Below are 17,281 nucleotides of genomic sequence, written 5' to 3'. Positions count from 1 at the left end.
TGCCGGGAGCGGGGTCCACCCCGCGGGGGTGCTCTGTATGCGGATCGTTTCAAAGCCCGGTTGTCGTGACCGGCGCGTTCTTCCCCGCGGTTCCCAGGAGCTTTCCCGGTGACCGATTCCTTTGTCCACCTGCACAGTCACACCGAGTACTCGATGCTCGACGGTGCTCAGCGGTTGCAGCCGATGTTCGCTGAGGCTGCCCGGCAGCGCATGCCGCCATCGCGATGAGTGACCACGGCAACATGTTCGGTGCGTACGAGTTCCAGCAGGTCGCCAAGGGCTTCGACGGCGTTGAGCCGATCATCGGGATCGAGGCGTACGTCGCCTCGTTGAGACAGATCTCGGGAGCTGGAACGGGAAGCATTGAGTACCGTCTGGTCTCAGGGCGGGCTGCCGCTGTACTGGTCGGACCGTCACGCCCTGGCGTTGGCGACTCCTGAGCCGTCCAGGTAGTCGCGGACTCGGGTGATCAGTCCATTGCAGACGTGGAGTATCAGGAGACCGGGGACGCTGAACGTGGTGGCCTTGGCCGGCAGCGCTCCCACCACGACATGCTCGGCGATGCTTCCCGACGAGAACGGGGGGTTTGCCGGTGCTCAGGCCTTGTAGTCCGGGGCGACGCGGTCGACGAGCCGGAGCAGTGCCCACCAGGCGAGGTCGTAGGCCTTGTCGTCCTGGAGGTCGGATCCGTGGTCTTCCCCTTCCAGCTGGCGGGCACTGAGTTCGCAGACCTCGGGGTCGGGGAGGACGGGCTTGGCGCCCCCGGCCATGGCGGTGGTCTGGATCTCGCAGGCCTTGTCCAGGTAGTACATGCGCAGGAACGCCTGGGCGGGGGTCTCGCCGACGGTCAGCAGGCCGTGGTTGCGCAGGATCATCGCCGGGTGGCCGCCGAGGTCGGCGACCAGCCGCTGCTGCTCGGCGAGGTTGAGGGCGACGCCCTCGTAGGAGTGGTAGCCGAGCCTGCCGTAGAACTCCATGGAGATCTGGTTGAGCGGGAGCAGGCCCTCCTCCTGGGCGGCTACCGCGCAGCCGGCCCTGGTGTGGGTGTGCAGGACGCACCGGGCGTCGGGACGGGCGGCGTGGATCGCGCTGTGGATGACGAAACCGGCCGGGTTGACGGGGTGAGGGGTCTCCTCGACGGGGTGACCGGCCAGGTCGATCTTCACGAGGTTGGAGGCGGTGATCTCCTCGAAGAGCAGCCCGTAGGGGTTGATCAGGAAGTGGTGTTCCGGGCCGGGGAGCCGTACCGAGATGTGCGTGAAGATCAGGTCGGTCATCCGGAAGTGAGCCACCAGGCGGTAGACGGCGGCGAGTTCACGGCGCAGACGGAGTTCTTCCGCGGCGGGGGTGGGCATCGGGGGCCTTTCAACGAGGTACGGGCACGTGCGGGTGCGGGTGCGGGTGCGGGTGCGGCTTCGGGTGCGCTGGTGGGCGGTGCAGGGGGGCGATCGGGTCGTGCAGGGGCGCCATCGGGTCGCGGTCAGGCCGTGGTGAGCTCCGGGGCGGCCGGGGCGGGGGCCGGTGCCGGCTCGCCCGCCAGGCGGCGGCGCCACACCTCCAGGACCGTTTCGTCGGTCGGCCTGGTGACGAGGCTGGCGGCCACGTAGGCGACGAGGCCGGCGAGCAGGCCGTAGTAGATCGGCTCGTTGGCGAGCAGGCCGTCGGTGACCATGAAGGTGATCACCGTCGTACCGCCCGCGATCATCGCGGTCAGCGCGCCCGGCAGGTTGCCGCGCCGCCAGACCAGGCCTCCGAGGATCGGGACCAGCAGACCGCCGACGAGCAGGTTGTAGGCGACCGTGAGCGCCTCGATGACGTCCCCGAGGACACAGGCGATCACCATGGAGACGACGCCGAGGACGCCGATGGCGAGCCGGTTGGAGCTGATCTCGTCGTGGTCCGCCGATGCCGATACCGAACGGCGGCGCAGCCGGGCCCAGATGTCCTGGTTGGCCACGGTGGCGGAGGCGATCAGGGCGCCGCTGGCGGTGGACATCATCGCGGACAGCGCGGCGGCCAGGACCAGACCGCGCACGCCCGTCGGCAGGGCGTGCCTGACGATGGTGGCGAAGGCCTGGTCGGCGTCGGCCAGGTTCGGGTAAAGGGTCTTCGTCGCCATCCCGATGACGGCGCCGGCCAGGGCGTACACCAGGCAGTAGACACCGGCGACCGTGCCGCCCCAGGCGGCGACCCTGTCGCTGCGGGCGGTGAAGACGCGCTGCCAGATGTCCTGCCCGATCAGCATGCCGAAGGTGTAGATGAGCACGAAGGTGGTGATGGTCTGCCCGCCGATGGAGGTGAGGGAGAAGTAGCCGCCCGGCAGCCGGTCCGCCATCGCGCCGAAGCCACCCGCCTTCACCACCGCGATCGGCAGCAGCAGGACGAGCACGCCCACGCTCTTCACGACGAACTGCACCATGTCGGTGAGCGTGATGGACCACATGCCGCCGAGCGCCGAGTAGCCGACGACGATCGTGCCGCCGACGACCACCGCGGCCCAGCGCGGCACGTCGAAGAGGACGTCGAAGACACTGGCGTACGCGATCGTCGAGGTCACCGCCAGCATGAGGGTGTAGATCCACATGACGACGCCCGAGATCACGCTCGCCGCGTCGCCGTAGCGCAATGACAGCATCTCGGCGACCGTGTAGACGCGCAGCCGGGAGATGCGGGACGAGAAGAAGACGCTGAGGGCCAGCAGTCCGAGGCCGATGGCGCCGACCATGGCGGCACCCGAGACGCCGTAGGTGTAGCCGAGACGTACCCCTCCGATGGTGGAGGCGCCGCCCAGGACGACGGCGGCCATGGTGCCGGTGTACATGAGCGGGCCGAGCCGGCGGCCTGCGACCAGGAAGTCGCTCTTGGAGGCGGCGCGGTGTCTGCCCCACCAGCCGACGCCGATGATGCCGGCCAGGTAGACGGCCATGACGAGATAGTCGACGGACACGGGGGACCTCCGGGGGAAGGGGAGGGAGCGGGAAGGGGAGTTGGGGGGTGACATGACCGTAGCCACGGGGTGTACTGGGGCTGAAGTGCCGTTTCTGCCCAATCGGGAGATGATCATTGGACGAGTCCGACACCGCGGATGAGGCAACCGGCGCGTCGGGCGGCGCGTCCGCGGGCGCCGACACCGCCGCCGAGCAGCCGTCCGTGCGCCTCGGTGTGCTGCTCGCCGATCCGGGTCTCGGCCTCACCCAGGTCGCCGGACCGGCGGCCGAGGACCGTCTGGTCGGCACCGTCGGCACCACGGAACTGGAAGACCCCTCGCCCTACCTGGTCGGCGGTGAACTCCTCCTCACCTCCGGCGTACGGCTCCCCGACGACGCGGACGGCACCGACACTTACGTACGACGGGTGGTGGCCGCCGGGGTCGCCGCGCTCGGCTTCGGCGTGGCCCCCGTGCACGCCGAGGTGCCGCCCGAACTCGTCCGGGCCTGCGACCGGCACCGCATGCCGCTCCTGCGCCTTCCGCCCGCCACCCCCTTCGTCGCCGTCGGGCAGGCCGCGTACGCGGCGATCGCCGAGGCCCGCCACCGCGAGCTGCGCGAGATCTCCCGGTCCCAGTCGGCGCTGGCCTCGGCCGCGGCCCGCCCGGACGCCCTGCGGTCCGTCCTCGGCCAGCTCGCCGCCCACACCGGGGCATGGTCGGTCCTGTACGACGCCCAGGGCACCGAACTCCTCTCGGCGGGCCGGCGCCCCGCCGCCCCGCACCTGCTGCGCGACCTCGCCGTACGCACGCTGCGCCGGGACGGCGGCCCCACGGCGGCGGCGACCCACGACGTCGACCGGGGCATCCACCTGACCGTCCACACCCTGCCCGCCGGCGTCGACCGGCAGGCGGCCTCGACGCTCGCCCTCGGACAGGCCGCCACCACGCCCCCGACCGTCGTGCACCGCCAGGTGACCGGCACGGGGACGGTCCTGCTGGCCCTGCTCACCAGCCCGCGGCACGCCCTGAGCACCGACACCCGCAGCGTCGGCGCGCTGGTACGGCTCATGCTCGGGGCCACGCCCGCCGAGGTCGCCCCCGCGCTGGTCCCTGGGGACGGGGCGGCGGACGGTCACTGGACGGTGGTCCACGGCCGGTACCCCGACGGCGCGCCCTCCGTCGCCGGACCAGCTCAACTGGCTGGCCTGGCCGCCCTGTTGGGCACCCCCTATGTGCACATCGACGGCACCGCGCTCAAGGCACTGGTCCCCTGCGCTGCCGACGCCCGGCCGAGCGTTCCCGCCCGGGCGGCCGAGCTCGGTTGGGTCCTCGGCTACAGCGCACCCGCGTCCGTGGGCGATCTGCCGATCGCCGGCGCGCAGGCCGAACGCGCCCTTGAGCGCGCGGTCGCCGCCGGGACACCCGCCGTCGTCCACACCGCCGACCCCCTCACCCTCCACGCCCTCGTCGCCCCGGCCGACGCCCGCGACCTCGCCCGCACCCGCTTCGCCCCCCTGGACCGGGCCGGCCCGCCGGGCGCAGACGTCCTCCTCGACACGCTGCGGACCTGGCTGACCCTCCACGGCGGCTGGGACCGCACCGCTGCGACCCTGCACGTCCACCGCAACACCGTCCGCCACCGCCTGGCGCGGGTCGCCGACCTCCTCGATGTCGACCTCCAGGACCCCGGAGCCCGCATGGAACTCTGGTTCGCCCTGCAGTGGCTGCCGGACGCCCCGGCCGACCCACCGCGCACGCGCCCCTGAAGCGGCGCCCGCCGTGTGCCTGCGCCCCCGGAAGGCGCGTGGTAGCGTCCGTATACAAGGTGTATGCGATTGCTGGGGGTTGCGGTGACGTCCGGTCGGGAGAAGGCGTACGCGTATCTCAAGGACACGGTGCTGACGGATCCCGGTATGCAGGGCGCCTTCCTGTCGGAGCAGGAGCTCGCGGACCGTATCGGCGTCTCCCGCACACCCGTCCGGGAAGCGCTGCTGCAACTCGCGGCCGAGGACCTGGTCGAGCTGGTGCCCAAGCGGGGTGCCCGGGTGTCCCCCCTGACGGGACGGGAGATCCGCGAGCTCATGGAGCTGCGGGGCATCGTCGAACGGTACGCTGCCCAGCAGCTCGTCTCCGGTGGGGGAGCGCCGGTGGCTCAGCTGCGGTCCCTGCTGGAACGGCAGCGCGAGCTCACGGGTGCCGACCAGGCCCGGGAGTTCATCGCCGTGGACCACCGCTTCCACTCGGCCCTGGTGTCCGCCGTCGGCAACGCCCTCCTCGACCGGCACTACGACGGCCTGCGCAGCCGCCAGGTCCGTGCCGGAGTGGTCGCCCTCTTCAACCAGCAGGGGCGCCAGGAAGCGGTGCTGGAGGAGCACGAGGCCATCCTGGACGCCCTGGCCGCCGGTGACGCGCAGGCCGCGTGGGCCGCGATCGACCACCATCTGGAGTCGACGCTCAAGGTACTGCTCGCGGGCTAGCCGGCGCCTGGACCGGGTTCCGGGTAGGTGATCACCAGCATGGTGACGCCGTCCTGGGAGGTCCAGGGGCCGTGCGGCATGCCGGGTGGGCGGCAGGCGTACATGCCGGCCGTGAAGGTCCGGCCGAGCGTCAGGTCGTGCATCGCTCCCTCGACGAGGTAGACCTCCTCCCAGAAGTCGTGGCGTGCCACGCCTTGTGCGGAGCTGTCGGTGCCCGGCGCCCAGCGGACGAGCGCCGTACGGGACCCGTGTCCGGGATCGTCGGCCAGGACGCGCTCCTCGACACCCGGTCCGGCGCCGGCCGGGGTATGCCACGGTCCGTCGGGCAGATGGAACTCCAGCTCGGGCTTGCTCATCGCCACACCTCCGGGCGCCTGTTGGCCAGCACTGAGGTCCGCTGCCGGACCGCGGCGACCTCGTCGATGTCCAGGTCGGCCGCCAGCAGCTCGGGCTCGGCGCCCAGAGCGTGCCGTACGGTCCCGTCGGGTCCGGCGACGAGACTGTGCCCGATCCCCGTCGGGGCGGGACCCGGGCCGGTGCCGGGGTCGGCCTGGCCGACGGCGGCGAGCCACACGGTGGCGTCCAGCGCACGGGCCCGCGCCAGCAGCTCCCACTGCTCGCGCTTGCCGGGCCCGGCGCCCCAGGAGGCGGCCAGCAGGGTGGCGACGGCTCCGGCGTCGGCGTGCGCCCGGAACAGCTCCGGGAAGCGGATGTCGTAGCAGGTGGCCAGGCCCAGCCGGACGCCGTCCACGTCGATGACCGTCGTGCCGGAGCCCGCGGCGACGGTGTCGGACTCGCGGAAGCCGAAGGCGTCGTAGAGGTGGATCTTGTCGTAGGACGCTTCGACCCCGGGCCCGGTGGCGAGCAGGGTGTTGGTCACCCGGCCGTCGGTGGCCGGGGTGAACATGCCGGCCACGACGACCGTGCCGGTGGCGCGGGAGATCCGGCGCACGCCGTCGGCCCATGGTCCGTCCAAGGGCTCGGCGAGCGGTGCCAGTGGGGTGCCGAAGCAGGCCATCGACGCCTCCGGGAAGACGACGATGCGCGCTTTGGCGTCGGCTGCGCGCCGGGTCCATTCCTCGATGAGTACGAGGTTCTTGCCGGGGTCGGGGCCGGTGGTGAGCTGGCTCAGGGCGATCCGCACGGTGTGGGCCTCCTCAGGAACTGGTGGTCGTGTGCGTGTGCCGCGCCTTCGGCGCGGCGAGGGCGGCGTCCTCGTCGACGGCGGCATCGGGGCCGCGCCCCAGCCAGACGCCGACGACGGAGACGGCCGAGGCGGAGGCGATGTACACGGCCAGCGGCGCCCAGCTGCCGTAGACACTCAGCAGGGTGGTGAACAGCAGCGGGGCGACGGCGCCGCCGATGATCCCGGCCAGGGTGTAGGCCAGGGACGAGCCGGTGTAGCGCAGCCGGGGCGTGAACTGCTCGGCGATGAAGGCGGCCTGTGGACCGTACAGACAACAGTGGATCACCAGGCCCCCGACGACCCCCGTGGCGAGCGGCAGCCAGGTGCCACCGCCGATCATCGGGAAGAACACGAAGGGCCACACACCGGCGGCCGTCGCGGCACCGCCGTACAGCAGACGGCGGTCGACCCGGTCGGAGAGGGCGCCGGCCAGCGGCATGAGGAAGACCTGGATCGCGGAGCCGATGAGCACGGCCGCGAGGGCGGAGCCGCGTGACATGCCGAGTTCCTCGGTGGCGTACGTGAGGACGAAGACGGTGAACATGGCGTACAGGACGTCCGGGCCGACGCGGCACAGGATCGCGGCGACCAGGGCGCGGCGCTGCGTGGCGAACACCTCGCGGACGGGTGCCTGCGGCCGGGGAGTGCTCGGCCTCCATCGCCTTGAACACCGGAGTCTCCTCCAGCTTCGCCCGGACCCACAGCCCGAACGCGACGAGCACGCCGGAGAACAAGAACGCCACACGCCAGCCCCATGACTCGAACTGCGCCTCGGTCAGCAGCGCGCCGAGGGCGGCCAGCACGCCGTTGGCCAGCAGATTGCCCGCGGGTGGGCCGACCTGGGCGGCGGAGGCGTAGAAGCCGCAGCGGCGCGGATCCCCGAACTCGCTGGACAGCAGTACGGCGCCGCCCCACTCGCCGCCGACGCCGACGCCCTGCGCGAAGCGCAGCACGACCAGGGCGATCGGGGCGGCGACGCCGGCCGTCGAGTACGCGGGCAGGACGCCGATCAGGAACGTCGCCACGCCGATGAGGACCAGCGTGGCGATCAGTACCTTCTTGCGGCCGATCACATCACCGAGGCGGCCGAAGACGAACCCGCCCAGCGGGCGTGACACATAGCCGACCGCATAGGTGGAGAAGGCCAGGAGCGTGCCGGTGAGCGGGTCCTGCGAGGGGAAGAACAGGTCGCCGAAGACCAGGGCGGCCGCGGCGGAGTAGACAGCGAAGTCGTACCACTCCAGGGCCGTGCCGGTCAGGCTCGCGATGAAGGCCCGGCGGACGCCGGAGTGCCGATCGGACGCCTTCGCGTCGTCCTTGAGGGTGTCGGGCATGGTTCCCATCCTTGCTCGGGGGCATCGACGCTCGGGGCATCGACCTTCCGGCATACTTCTTGTATACAGGTCGTATGCGCAAGCCCTGCGCGACGAGAACTTCGACCGCGACGGGAACTTCACCGCGACGAAACCGGACGCACCGCCGCCGCGGTCCCGTCCCCCGACCTCCAGGAGTGCCCTCATGGCCGTACTGACCTTTGAACTGCCCGACGGATCGACCCGCGAGGTCGACGTCGTCCAGGTCCTCAACGCCGGGTATGCCGGACGCAGTCAGGAGGACGTCGCCGCACACGTCGCGGAGCTTGCCGAGCTGGGCGTGCCCGGCCCGTCCGTGACGCCCGCCCTCTACCCCGTCTCCCCTTACCTCGCCCAGCAGACCGACCGCGTCCACGCGCAGCACGGGCACACCTCCGGCGAGGCGGAGTGGGCGCTCGTCGTCGCGAACGACGGGGAACTGCTGCTGACCGCCGCCTGCGACCACACCGACCGTGACCTGGAGGTGCACGGCGTGGCCTGGAGCAAGAACGCCGGCCCTGACGTCCTCGCCCGCCGCGCTTGGCGCCTGGCCGACGTGGAGTCCCGCCTGGACGAGCTCACCCTGCGGGCCTGGGTCACCCACGGCGACACCCCGACGGAGATCCAGAACGGCACCCTCGCCGAACTCCTCACCCCCGCCTACTGGACCGATGTCCTGCGCTCCCGCGGCGATCTCGCGCCCGGCACCGTCCTGATCTCCGGCACCATCCCCATGACCCCCGGCGTCGACCAGTTCGCCGACGGCTGGATCGTGGAGCTGGCCGACCCCGCCACCGGAGACACGATCCGCCTCCAGTACGACGTCCAGTCCATGCCGGCACCCATCGGCTGAGCACCGGGGCGGCGTTCGGCATCACTTGTCTGCGATCACGGGGAGCCGTCACGGTCGGTGAGGGGCGCGTTCGATGCGCATGTCTGTGCCGGGGTGCGGTGCGCCCGCATCCCGCATTTCTGACGCCCCATCAGCTCTACGGGGATCGGGCCGGCAGAACGAGCTGCTGACCACGTCCTGGACTTGGATGAACGTGAACTCTCCTGGCAGGGCGTCCTGTTCGCGGGAATCGCGGTGCTTTCCGAAGCGGCCGTGTGCGGCAGGTGAGCGATGACCGTCCGGGCTCGGTGGCGGTCCGGTGAAGGGTGCTGTCCAAACGGCGGGTGCCCGTCGGCTCGTGTCCACGACCGCTACCGCCGGCAGTTGCGGGACGTGCCGCCGGCCACCCGGCGGGTGCGGATCGTGGGGGAGGTCCGCCGCTTCGTCTGCGCGAAACCGGAGTGCGACAGCGGACGTTCGCCGAGCAGATGCCGGGCCTGACCCGCCCCTTCGCTCGCCGCATGACAACGGGCGCCTCGCCGCGCGGTTACAGGCCCATCCCGCCTTGGTCCACGGGTTGCTGGACCGAGGTATGGGGATCCGGGCCGGTGCCAGTCACCTGAGGTGGGGTCGTCACACGGTGCAGCGGTACGCCAGAGCCGAAGACCGGCACCAAGTCTCGCTCCATGCGGGTGCCTGATCGGTGTCTGCGGCAACTGCGAGAGGAGCACAGCGCGGTTGCCATCGCCTCCAGCGAAAGGACTTTGCGCCTGTGTCCGTCCGGATGATGGGGTGGCACGCTGATCAACCACGATGAGGTGGGGGCCGTCCGCCCGTTGACCCTGGCTTGGGTGAGCCGGTATCTGGACATCGGCGAACGGGTCGTCGGAATCGTTGAATCAGGAGGTTGCCGTCCTCACGCTGCTCGCGGGGACCGGCGTGCCTGCTCCCGCACTGGTCGCGGCCGATCCGACCGCCGCGTACTGCGAGTATCTGTCGCTCCTGATGACATATCTGGCGGGCCGGACCGTCCTCGACGACGAGCGACTGGAGGCGCGCGTCCCCCTGCTGGCCCGTCAACTCGTGGCGATCCACGCGTTGCGACCCGCCGAGCGGCCCCGGGCATATGAGGCGTGGACGACCGCCGACGCCGTCGTTCCTCCAAACGGTGCCGACGCGGCGGCATGGGCAGCGGCGATCGACGTGATCCGCAAACCTGCGCCGTCCTATGAGGGGCGGTTCCTGCACCGGGACTTCCACCCCGGCAACGTGCTGTTCGACGTGGCGTTCCCGAGCCTGGCAGGCCCCCCGGATCACCGGGGTGATCGACTGGGTACAGACCTCCTGGGGCCCGGCGGACCTCGATGTGGCGCACTGCTCCACCAATCTCGGAACTGACCACACGGGCCGTGGAGAAGCGGCTGAATGCCCATGTCACCGCCCTGATGAACCAGATGAGCTGAGCCAAGACGGCCCGGGGACCGGGCGCGGTGGCGAGTGCCGGGCCCGGCTGCCACGTCCGGATGGCGCCGCTCGCACACCCGCACCAGGCACCCCGAATTGCACATTGGCTTCCAGCCGACGGCTCTGCGACGCGTCCGGAACGAACGGCGACATCACTCCCCGTGACCACTCGCCGTGACCGCTCCCCGTGACCGCTCCCCGTGACCGCTCCCCGTGATCGCTCCGCGACGGTCCCGTCCGGGGCGAGTTGGTAACCCTCGCCGATCTGGACCGGGTCGATGCCTCAAGCGGCTACCTTCCGGTCCTCCACTTCGCACAGCTTCCGGGTGCGGATCCGGCCCATGGTGGCCGGTCACGGGTGAGATGATCTTGTGGCCGTTTGGTCACGGCGTCGGAGCGCGTACAAGAAACTCCGGTGCGTCGGCTCGCGCACCTCTGCGATCATCCCCGAATGGCGCACAGTCTCGAATCGCTGGTCATCCGGCACACCCACCGCCTTTCCGCCCCCAAGGGCCCCAACGGCTCCGCCGGGGAAGGGGCCGCTGCCGCACGACAGTTCGACGCGGCGCTGATATCCGTGGGATTCAAGCTCTCGGGCGAGCTGCTGGAGCGGCTGTCAGGGCTGTCCGAGGCCGCAGTCACGCACACCGCCAAGCGAACGCTGCGCACTGTGAGCGAGATGATGGGCGACCACGTCCGGCACAATGCGTACTTCATCGACTTTCCGGCGAACGTGCCGGACACCGAAGAGTTCTGGATGCGGTGTGTGGCGAAGGCGCTCGGCGACGACACGTCCCGCGAGAACGTGCTGACGCAGCTGGCGCACGGGGTGTTGGACCTGCTCAGCCTCCCCACGTACGGCCGCTACCAGCACACCTACGAGGAGATGCTCGCGGCACAGGACGAACTGATCGCCTCGGCCGGCGACCGGGTGACCGTCCTGCACCTCGGGCGGGACCTGGACGACGAACTCACAGACCTGTACCTGGCCTTGGCGGGCAGTACGACGCCCCTGGGCGAGGACCACCTGCGCGACCTCAGGACCCTGGCCGAGCGATGCGCGCTCGGCCCCCAGCCGGAGGCGATCCCCGTCCGGGAGAACCGGGCGGTCGTCAACGAGGCCCGCCTCGGCGTCGGCGCCGACCTCCTGCTGGACACCGTCACCGATGTCCTGCGTCTGGCCTGCGCACTGTCCGGCGGCGACGTGACGCTCCAGGAGCCGACCCGGTTCACGAAGCTGTCGCGGCCGGTGCGCCGGGGGCTGCTCGCGGGCCTCGACGCGGTGGTCGCGGCGAACCCGGCGAAGCTCGCCGATGTGCACGCGCACCGGGAGCCGTTCAAGCGGCTCGGTGAGCGTCTCCATCCGCACGAGTACCCGCGCTGGCCACACGCCGCCGATGTGTTCGCCGTCGCGCGGGGCGAGAAAGAGGCGCGGTCCTTCGACAGTCGCGTCGAGAAGTTGCTCGACGAGTTCGACGTCCCCAGCGCGGTGAAACTGCTGACGTCCGCTCCCGGCAAGCTGTTCCGCGCCCTGGACCTCCTGCTGCGTATCGCCGCCGACCAGGAGGAGCGGGACGCTGTGGTGACCGCCGCGGTGGAGGTCGCTCCCGAGGTCTCCGGCCGGGTCCTCCTCGCGGTCCGTGAGCACTTCCACAACCGGGAGCGGGAGACCGACGAACCCCGCATCTTCGTCAACCGCCGGGGCCGCGCCTGGGTGACCCCCGACGTCCGGCCTCCGGTACCGGCCGCCGACCGCGACCGTCTGATCGCCGCCCTCGACACCGAGATGCGCCGTCGGCTCCCGGCGCCGGGCCGGGTGTTGCTCGACCCTGACGTCCTAGACGTGGCGCTCCCGCTCAGCGGCAGGGCGACCGCGGCCGGGTTCGGCGTGATGCCGCGGGGTTCGGTCTCTACTGTCGACGGCGAACTGCTGCGCTTCTTCGTGTATTGGAAGGAGACCGAGCGCCGGACCGACTACGACCTGTCCGCCCTGCTGCTGCACAGCGACTACAGCACCGACTCCTGGCTCTCCTACACGGCCCTCACAGCCGTCGGGGGAGAGCACTCGGGCGATGTCACCGAGGCGCCCGACGGGGCCTCGGAGTTCATCAACCTGTCCTTGGACCGGGTGCGCAGCACGTTCATCGTTCCGCAGGTCAACATCTACGCGGGCGAGAGTTTCGAGGAGGTCGAGGAGTCGTTCTTCGGGTTCATGCTGCGTGACGGTGAGCAGAGGGGCCGTCCGTTCGAGCCGCGCACGGTGCGGATGAAGTCGGAGCTGCGTGGGGTAGGTCGTGTGGCGCTTCCTCTGGTCTTCCAGCGCGGGGACGACGGCCGGTGGCGTGCGAAGTGGCTGCACCTTTGTCTGAAGGGCATCTCGGAGGCGAACCGGGTCGAGGAGAACCAGGTGTCGGTCTCCAAGGTGGTGCGTGCCCTCGTGGAGCGCGAGCAGCTGACAATGAGGTACCTGATCGACCTGATGTCCCGCGACACCACGGCCGTGGGCCTGTGGGACGGTGAGCCGGTCCCGGACGAGCCCGTGATGTACATCGGTCTCGAACGTCCCGAGGGGCTGCACCCGGACTCCCGAATCATCACACTCGAAAATCTGCGCGACTTGATTCCGGGCTGAGTGCTAGCGTTGTCGACGGCGAGGCCATGAAGGGGCTTCCTCCTCATTCACTCCAAATGAAATCAAGTTCTTTCGCTCTCCTCGCCCTCGACTTCGCTCGACTTCGACTGAGAGGCGCCCGCGCGGCGCCTCTCAGTTCTCGTGTCCGCCCACGGCTCAACACCGGGAAACCGGCACGACTTGGCCCCGAATCGACTGGTAACGTCGCCTGCGGCGAGGCCATGAAGGGGCTTCCTTCTCCTCCGCCGTGAAAGCGGCTCAAATGCGACGAGTCTCTTCGCTTTCCTCGCCTTCGATGCTGCTACGGGCGGTGCCCGCGCTCACCGGCGCGAGCGCCGCCCGAGCCGCTTCCAGGACTTGTCCCGAGTGTCCACGGCCGAAGAGGGCGAGCATCGCCAGGTCGGTATCGCGGTGGCGCATCCATACCTTTGCTCTGGAGGGTGCTGACGCGTTGATTCTGGGCCGTATCGGCGGCACCGAGGGTGTCTTCAAGGTCCTCATAGGTGGCGGGAGTGCCTGATGGCTCGGGGTGAGGAGCCCAGTTCCCGGCGGCAGGTCTTGTTGAATGCCTGGAGATCGGGGATACCGACGGTCGCGGCGATCGCCGGGATGGCCAGCGTCGAGGCGATCAGGAGATGCCGGGCGCGCTGCATGCGGCGGCGCCGGATGTAGCCGATGACTGTGAGCCCGGTGTCCTTTCGGAACAACCGTGTCAGCTGGGTGTGTGAGAGCCCGGCGGCACGGGCGATGTCCGGGACGTCCAGCGGGGCGGCCAGGTGCTCCTCGATGTGGGCCATGGCCGTTCGCAGGGCGGGGTGCCGGGATCCCTGACGGTTGCCGGAGGTACCGGGCAGGCCGGTCGTGCGCCACAGCGCTGTCCAGAGTTCTGCTGCGGCCCGCGCCGGGGACTGCGTTCCGGCCGCGACCGTCTGGCGCAGCATCGCGCTGAGCGCCGCGGCGTCCGCACCTGCGTCCTGTATCACCGGGACGCGGTGCCGCTCGCCCTCGCCCGGCAGCCTGAAGTGGGCGTACAGGTGCTCGCAGGGCGTGCTGTCGTAGTGGAAGTGCGCTTCTGTGTCGGGTGGTACGAGGCTCACGTACCCGGGGCGGATCCGATGCCTGAAGCCGCCGAACTCCAGGGTGCCGGAGTAGCCGTACAGATGGAGCTGCCACAGCCGCGGCAGCCGGAACACGTCGTGAGGGCCGGCGTACCCGTGTACGCCGACGCCAGCGTTCTCCACCTGCGGAGGCAGGTCGAGAGCGAGCTCCACGCAGGGCGTCATGGTGGACATTTACCAGTGCTTGCTGATTACAGCCCACGACTTCCGGGCCGCCTCTTTCTACCGTTGCCGTATGTCAACCACACGACAACTGCTGAGTTCCGCCCAGGTGGCTCGGTTTGTGGCACACGGATTCCTGCGCCTGGACGGCATCGTGCCCCGGGCACTCAATGAGGAGGCGCTCGGCGTCTTCGCTCCGGGACTGCCCTCCGTGCCGTACGGCACTCCTGTACCCAAGGCGTTCCCCGAGGGCTCCTTCGCCAGGCGGCTCGTGGAACTCCCCGCCGTCGCGGGCGCGTTGGAGAGTCTGGTGGGTGCGAATCCGACCGTCGATCACCATTTCGTGCACACCCGTGAACCGCGTGAGGGGAGCGCGCAGCCGCTGCACGCCGACGCCCTCATCGACCTGCGGACCGACGCCTTCGACGTGCAGCTCATGTACTACCCGCAGGAGGTCACCGCGGACATGGGCGGCACCCTCCTCGTCCCGGGCAGTCATCTGCGCCGGACCAACGAGTCCGACACCGGCCGCTATCAGAACTTGCGCGGCCAAACCCGGCTGACCTGTCCTGCCGGTACGGTCGTCCTGCTCCACCACGGCATCTGGCACGGCGGGCGGCGCAACGACAGCGACACCGTGCGCCACATGTACAAGATCCGTTTCAATCCGACCGTGCCGCAGGTGCGGCTGTGGGACACGGCGGACCTGAACGACCCAGTTGTGTGTGAGGAGCTGGGACGCACCTTCTCCTGGTATGAACCGGCCGCCGGCCGTCTGGAGATCCACAACCGGGTCAGGCTCTGGCGCTCGCTGTCCGCCGACCCCGCCTTCGACATCGCATACTGGGCCACCCGGATCGCCAACCGGCCGGCGCAGAGGAGCAACGCGTGACCAGTTCGAACACCGTGCGGCAGCAGGTTCTCGTCCTGTACCTGGGCACGTCCGCTCTCGACTCCCCGGTCATCGGATGGGCCCGCTACGACGGCACCGGCGCGACCCGGCCCACCACCGGGGACAGCGATGAGCCACCGTACGAGACGGGCGTCGCCGCGTTGGAGGACGGCTGGCGTCTCATCCAGGCCGCCCAGCTCGTTCCGCCGTATCCGGGTGCGGAACACGAGACCTCGTTCCTCAAGCACGAGTTCTTCTTCGAGAGGCTTGCTGGGGTGTGAGCCAGGACACCGCATGGCGCCTGTGGTCGCGGGTGTGCTCCTGGCCGACGCGGTGGGTGGTGGGAGCGATGCATGCCCAGCGTCTCCCGCTGCGGCTGCCCCTAGCACGTCACCTGCCTGGCTGGAGGGCCCTGCCCGCTCAGGCTGATGGCCGACGGTCGGCTTCCCCGACCCGCCTAACTCCACCGGCCACGGCACCTGCCTCCGCAACGGCAACGCCTGCGGCGACCGGACGGTGTCCCACTGCCTGGCGACGGGCGAGCGACCGGCGCGCGACATCGTCTGCGAGTAGCGAGTAGCGAGTAGCGAGTAGCGACTGGCGGCTTCAGCCCGGAAGCGGTGGCCAGGCACCCCAGGGCTGCGACCAGGAGTAGGTGAGCTCCCCTTCGTCGGTCCGCCATCGGCGAGGGGCCGTGGTGGAGAGCCAGTCCAGGGGTTCCACGCCGCCCGGAGCCCCGCCGTCCAGAGCGAGCCGGACGGCCGCGGTGAGGTCGGCGTCGGCCCGCGCGGTGCGGGCGGCGGGATCGACGGAGACGAACAGCGCGGTTCCCGAGCGGGCCACCAGGTCGAGGAACTGACGGTTCAGCGTCCACTCCGTCGCCGGCGTGCACGGTACGCAGTCGGCGTCCAGGGCGTAGAAGCGGTTGTGCTGGGCCAGCCGGAAGGCGAGGGTGTTGATCCCCATACGGCGAGTCCGCTCCCAGTGCCGACCCGAGGTGTCGTCACCCGTGCGCTGCACCTCCACGAGGCCGGCCGCCAGGTGCCCGACGGTGTTGCAGCCGATCACCAGCGCATCGCCGGCGGCCTCGGCGACGGCACGGTAGAGGGCCACCAGCACCTCGGCGGTGGTACGGGTGCGGTCGGCCAGCCGCCAGTCGGGGCCGGCCATCTCGTGGGGCATGTCCGGGTGGAAGCGGCCGAAGACGTCGTAGGTGCTGAAGTCATGCTTGATCAGCTCGAAGCCCCAGGCACGGAAGCGGGAGACGTCGGCGGCGACGGTGGCCAGCGTGTCGTCCAGGGAGGGATCGAGCGGTATCCGGCCGGGGCGGCCGACCTCCGTACGCATCCCCTTGACCTCGGTGCGGGACAGCAGCGGCCGGAACCACAGCCCCGGCCGGGCTCCCCGGTCGGCGATGCCGGCGGCCAGTCCCGCCATGTCGTCGAACACCCCCGGCAGACCGGTGTCCCAGGGCCCGCCCGGCGCGCTGCCGCCGCCCTCCGTCCAGCCGTCGTCGACGACGCAGAAGGGCCGTACCGGATGGCCGCCGGCGTACTCGGCGATGGCGTCGGCGTCGCGCAGCACGGCCTCGGGGCCGAAGTCCCTGCCGTAGGCGTAGTACCAATTGTTGCAGCCGACCACCGGTCGCGTGGGCAGCAGAGGGTCGGGGGACATGGCGGAGCACAGGGACTGCAGCGCCGCGTACGGGGTGACGGATCCGTCGGCTGCCACGCCGACCACCGTGGCGGCGGCCAGCTCGCGCTCACCCGGCAGCACCGGCAGCCCGCCGGAGCGCACGTCCAGCCACAGGGTGGTGCCGTCCTCGTCCACCGTCCAGCAGCACAGGGCGCCGGCCCGGGTGCGTACGCCGAGGCCGGCGGTGGTGCCGGTGGCGGGATCGGTACCCAGCCAGTACCAGGGCAGCGGCCGCTCCGGCTGGATGCCGCGCCACTGCAGGTCGCCGTACGAGCGCTCCCAGGCGTCGCCGAGCACCAGAGCCGGCCGCCCGCCCCCGGGATGGTGACGCCAGCGCAATGCCACCCTCGACAGGCCTTCGGGGCCGGGAGCCGCCAGCGCCACCCACAGGGCACCGTCCGGCTGTTGACGGAGCGTCACCTCCGCTTCGGGGGTCGTCCAGCGACCACTGCCCGAGGGCGTGGCGGTGCGAGGCCGGTCGTCCGCCGCCCCGGCGATCACATGGACGGAGTCGGGGAGGGCGACATCGATCTCGTGCATCC

The 17,281-nt window shown here is 70.7% G+C and carries 14 protein-coding genes and 4 pseudogenes; 10 read left to right on the top strand and 8 right to left on the bottom strand.

The features are described 5' to 3' along the window. Positions 1 to 108: 108 nt before the first annotated feature. Positions 109 to 326, top strand: a pseudogene (locus tag ABZ027_RS03920) (PHP domain-containing protein); the annotation flags it as partial. Between the two features lie 87 nt (positions 327 to 413). On the opposite strand, the gene ABZ027_RS03915 reads toward ABZ027_RS03920, so the two are convergent. The 3 genes from ABZ027_RS03915 to ABZ027_RS03905 all read right to left on the bottom strand — a co-directional run bounded on the left by ABZ027_RS03915 (position 414) and on the right by ABZ027_RS03905 (position 2,947). Then, positions 414 to 545, bottom strand: coding sequence for a hypothetical protein (locus ABZ027_RS03915; protein ID WP_356764459.1), 132 nt, complete (start codon positions 543 to 545; stop codon positions 414 to 416). A 51-nt stretch (positions 546 to 596) separates the two neighbouring features. Next, complete coding sequence (locus tag ABZ027_RS03910; protein WP_356764080.1) at positions 597 to 1,355, bottom strand: class II aldolase/adducin family protein; 759 nt, start codon at positions 1,353 to 1,355, stop codon at positions 597 to 599. 125 nt (positions 1,356 to 1,480) lie between these two features. Then, positions 1,481 to 2,947 (bottom strand): sodium:solute symporter, encoded by a 1,467-nt coding sequence (locus ABZ027_RS03905; RefSeq protein WP_356764078.1) that lies wholly within the window; start codon positions 2,945 to 2,947, stop codon positions 1,481 to 1,483. Between the two features lie 116 nt (positions 2,948 to 3,063). Between ABZ027_RS03905 and ABZ027_RS03900 the strand changes: the two genes are divergently transcribed. After that, complete coding sequence (locus ABZ027_RS03900; protein WP_356764076.1) at positions 3,064 to 4,695, top strand: PucR family transcriptional regulator; 1,632 nt, start codon at positions 3,064 to 3,066, stop codon at positions 4,693 to 4,695. A gap of 63 nt (positions 4,696 to 4,758) precedes the next feature. Then, positions 4,759 to 5,406 carry a GntR family transcriptional regulator gene (locus ABZ027_RS03895; RefSeq protein WP_356764074.1) on the top strand — a complete coding sequence of 216 codons (648 nt, stop codon included), beginning with the start codon at positions 4,759 to 4,761 and terminating at the stop codon, positions 5,404 to 5,406. Here the strand turns inward: ABZ027_RS03895 and ABZ027_RS03890 are convergent. The 3 genes and pseudogenes from ABZ027_RS03890 to ABZ027_RS03880 all read right to left on the bottom strand — a co-directional run bounded on the left by ABZ027_RS03890 (position 5,403) and on the right by ABZ027_RS03880 (position 7,926). Continuing rightward, positions 5,403 to 5,762, bottom strand: a complete 360-nt coding sequence (locus ABZ027_RS03890) for a cupin domain-containing protein (protein WP_356764072.1) — start codon at positions 5,760 to 5,762, stop codon at positions 5,403 to 5,405. The two genes, ABZ027_RS03895 and ABZ027_RS03890, sit on opposite strands and share 4 nt — an antisense overlap. Continuing rightward, on the bottom strand, positions 5,759 to 6,550 hold the full coding sequence (locus tag ABZ027_RS03885; protein ID WP_356764070.1) for a carbon-nitrogen hydrolase family protein: 792 nt from the start codon (positions 6,548 to 6,550) through the stop codon (positions 5,759 to 5,761). The genes ABZ027_RS03890 and ABZ027_RS03885 overlap by 4 nt, the downstream gene beginning before the upstream one ends. Positions 6,551 to 6,563: 13 nt before the next feature. Beyond that, positions 6,564 to 7,926, bottom strand: a pseudogene (locus tag ABZ027_RS03880) (MFS transporter). Between the two features lie 184 nt (positions 7,927 to 8,110). Here ABZ027_RS03880 and ABZ027_RS03875 point away from each other — a divergent pair. From ABZ027_RS03875 to ABZ027_RS03860, 4 genes and pseudogenes are all read left to right on the top strand, one after another. Then, the gene (locus ABZ027_RS03875) at positions 8,111 to 8,797 is read left to right on the top strand and encodes a DUF2848 domain-containing protein (RefSeq protein ID WP_356764068.1); all 687 of its coding nucleotides are present in this window, start codon (positions 8,111 to 8,113) and stop codon (positions 8,795 to 8,797) included. 270 nt (positions 8,798 to 9,067) lie between these two features. Beyond that, positions 9,068 to 9,226, top strand: a pseudogene (locus tag ABZ027_RS03870) (transposase family protein); the annotation flags it as partial. A 489-nt stretch (positions 9,227 to 9,715) separates the two neighbouring features. Further along, complete coding sequence (locus ABZ027_RS03865; RefSeq protein ID WP_356764066.1) at positions 9,716 to 10,174, top strand: phosphotransferase; 459 nt, start codon at positions 9,716 to 9,718, stop codon at positions 10,172 to 10,174. 517 nt (positions 10,175 to 10,691) lie between these two features. Then, positions 10,692 to 12,872 carry a hypothetical protein gene (locus ABZ027_RS03860; protein WP_356764064.1) on the top strand — a complete coding sequence of 727 codons (2,181 nt, stop codon included), beginning with the start codon at positions 10,692 to 10,694 and terminating at the stop codon, positions 12,870 to 12,872. A 497-nt stretch (positions 12,873 to 13,369) separates the two neighbouring features. On the opposite strand, the gene ABZ027_RS03855 is transcribed toward ABZ027_RS03860, so the two are convergent. Then, entirely contained in the window at positions 13,370 to 14,155 is a 786-nt protein-coding gene (locus tag ABZ027_RS03855) for an AraC family transcriptional regulator (RefSeq protein ID WP_356764428.1), read from the bottom strand. 70 nt (positions 14,156 to 14,225) lie between these two features. On the opposite strand from ABZ027_RS03855, the gene ABZ027_RS03850 reads away from it, so the two are divergent. From ABZ027_RS03850 to ABZ027_RS03840, 3 genes and pseudogenes are all read left to right on the top strand, one after another. Continuing rightward, positions 14,226 to 15,044: a phytanoyl-CoA dioxygenase family protein gene (locus tag ABZ027_RS03850; protein ID WP_356764063.1), complete on the top strand. Its 819-nt coding sequence runs from the start codon at positions 14,226 to 14,228 to the stop codon at positions 15,042 to 15,044. Next, on the top strand, positions 15,041 to 15,325 hold the full coding sequence (locus ABZ027_RS03845) for a hypothetical protein (protein ID WP_356764061.1): 285 nt from the start codon (positions 15,041 to 15,043) through the stop codon (positions 15,323 to 15,325). Before ABZ027_RS03850 ends, ABZ027_RS03845 begins: the two co-directional genes overlap by 4 nt. Positions 15,326 to 15,503: 178 nt before the next feature. Beyond that, positions 15,504 to 15,617: pseudogene (locus tag ABZ027_RS03840) on the top strand (alpha/beta hydrolase); the annotation flags it as partial. 33 nt (positions 15,618 to 15,650) lie between these two features. Here ABZ027_RS03840 and ABZ027_RS03835 read toward each other — a convergent pair. Continuing rightward, positions 15,651 to 17,279: a hypothetical protein gene (locus tag ABZ027_RS03835; RefSeq protein ID WP_356764059.1), complete on the bottom strand. Its 1,629-nt coding sequence runs from the start codon at positions 17,277 to 17,279 to the stop codon at positions 15,651 to 15,653. Positions 17,280 to 17,281 lie beyond the last annotated feature (2 nt).

The organism is Streptomyces sp. NPDC006332 (genome assembly GCF_040612855.1).
In the GTDB taxonomy this organism is placed as follows: Bacteria; Actinomycetota; Actinomycetes; order Streptomycetales; family Streptomycetaceae; genus Streptomyces.
This window is presented reverse-complemented; position numbering and strand designations above follow the sequence as displayed.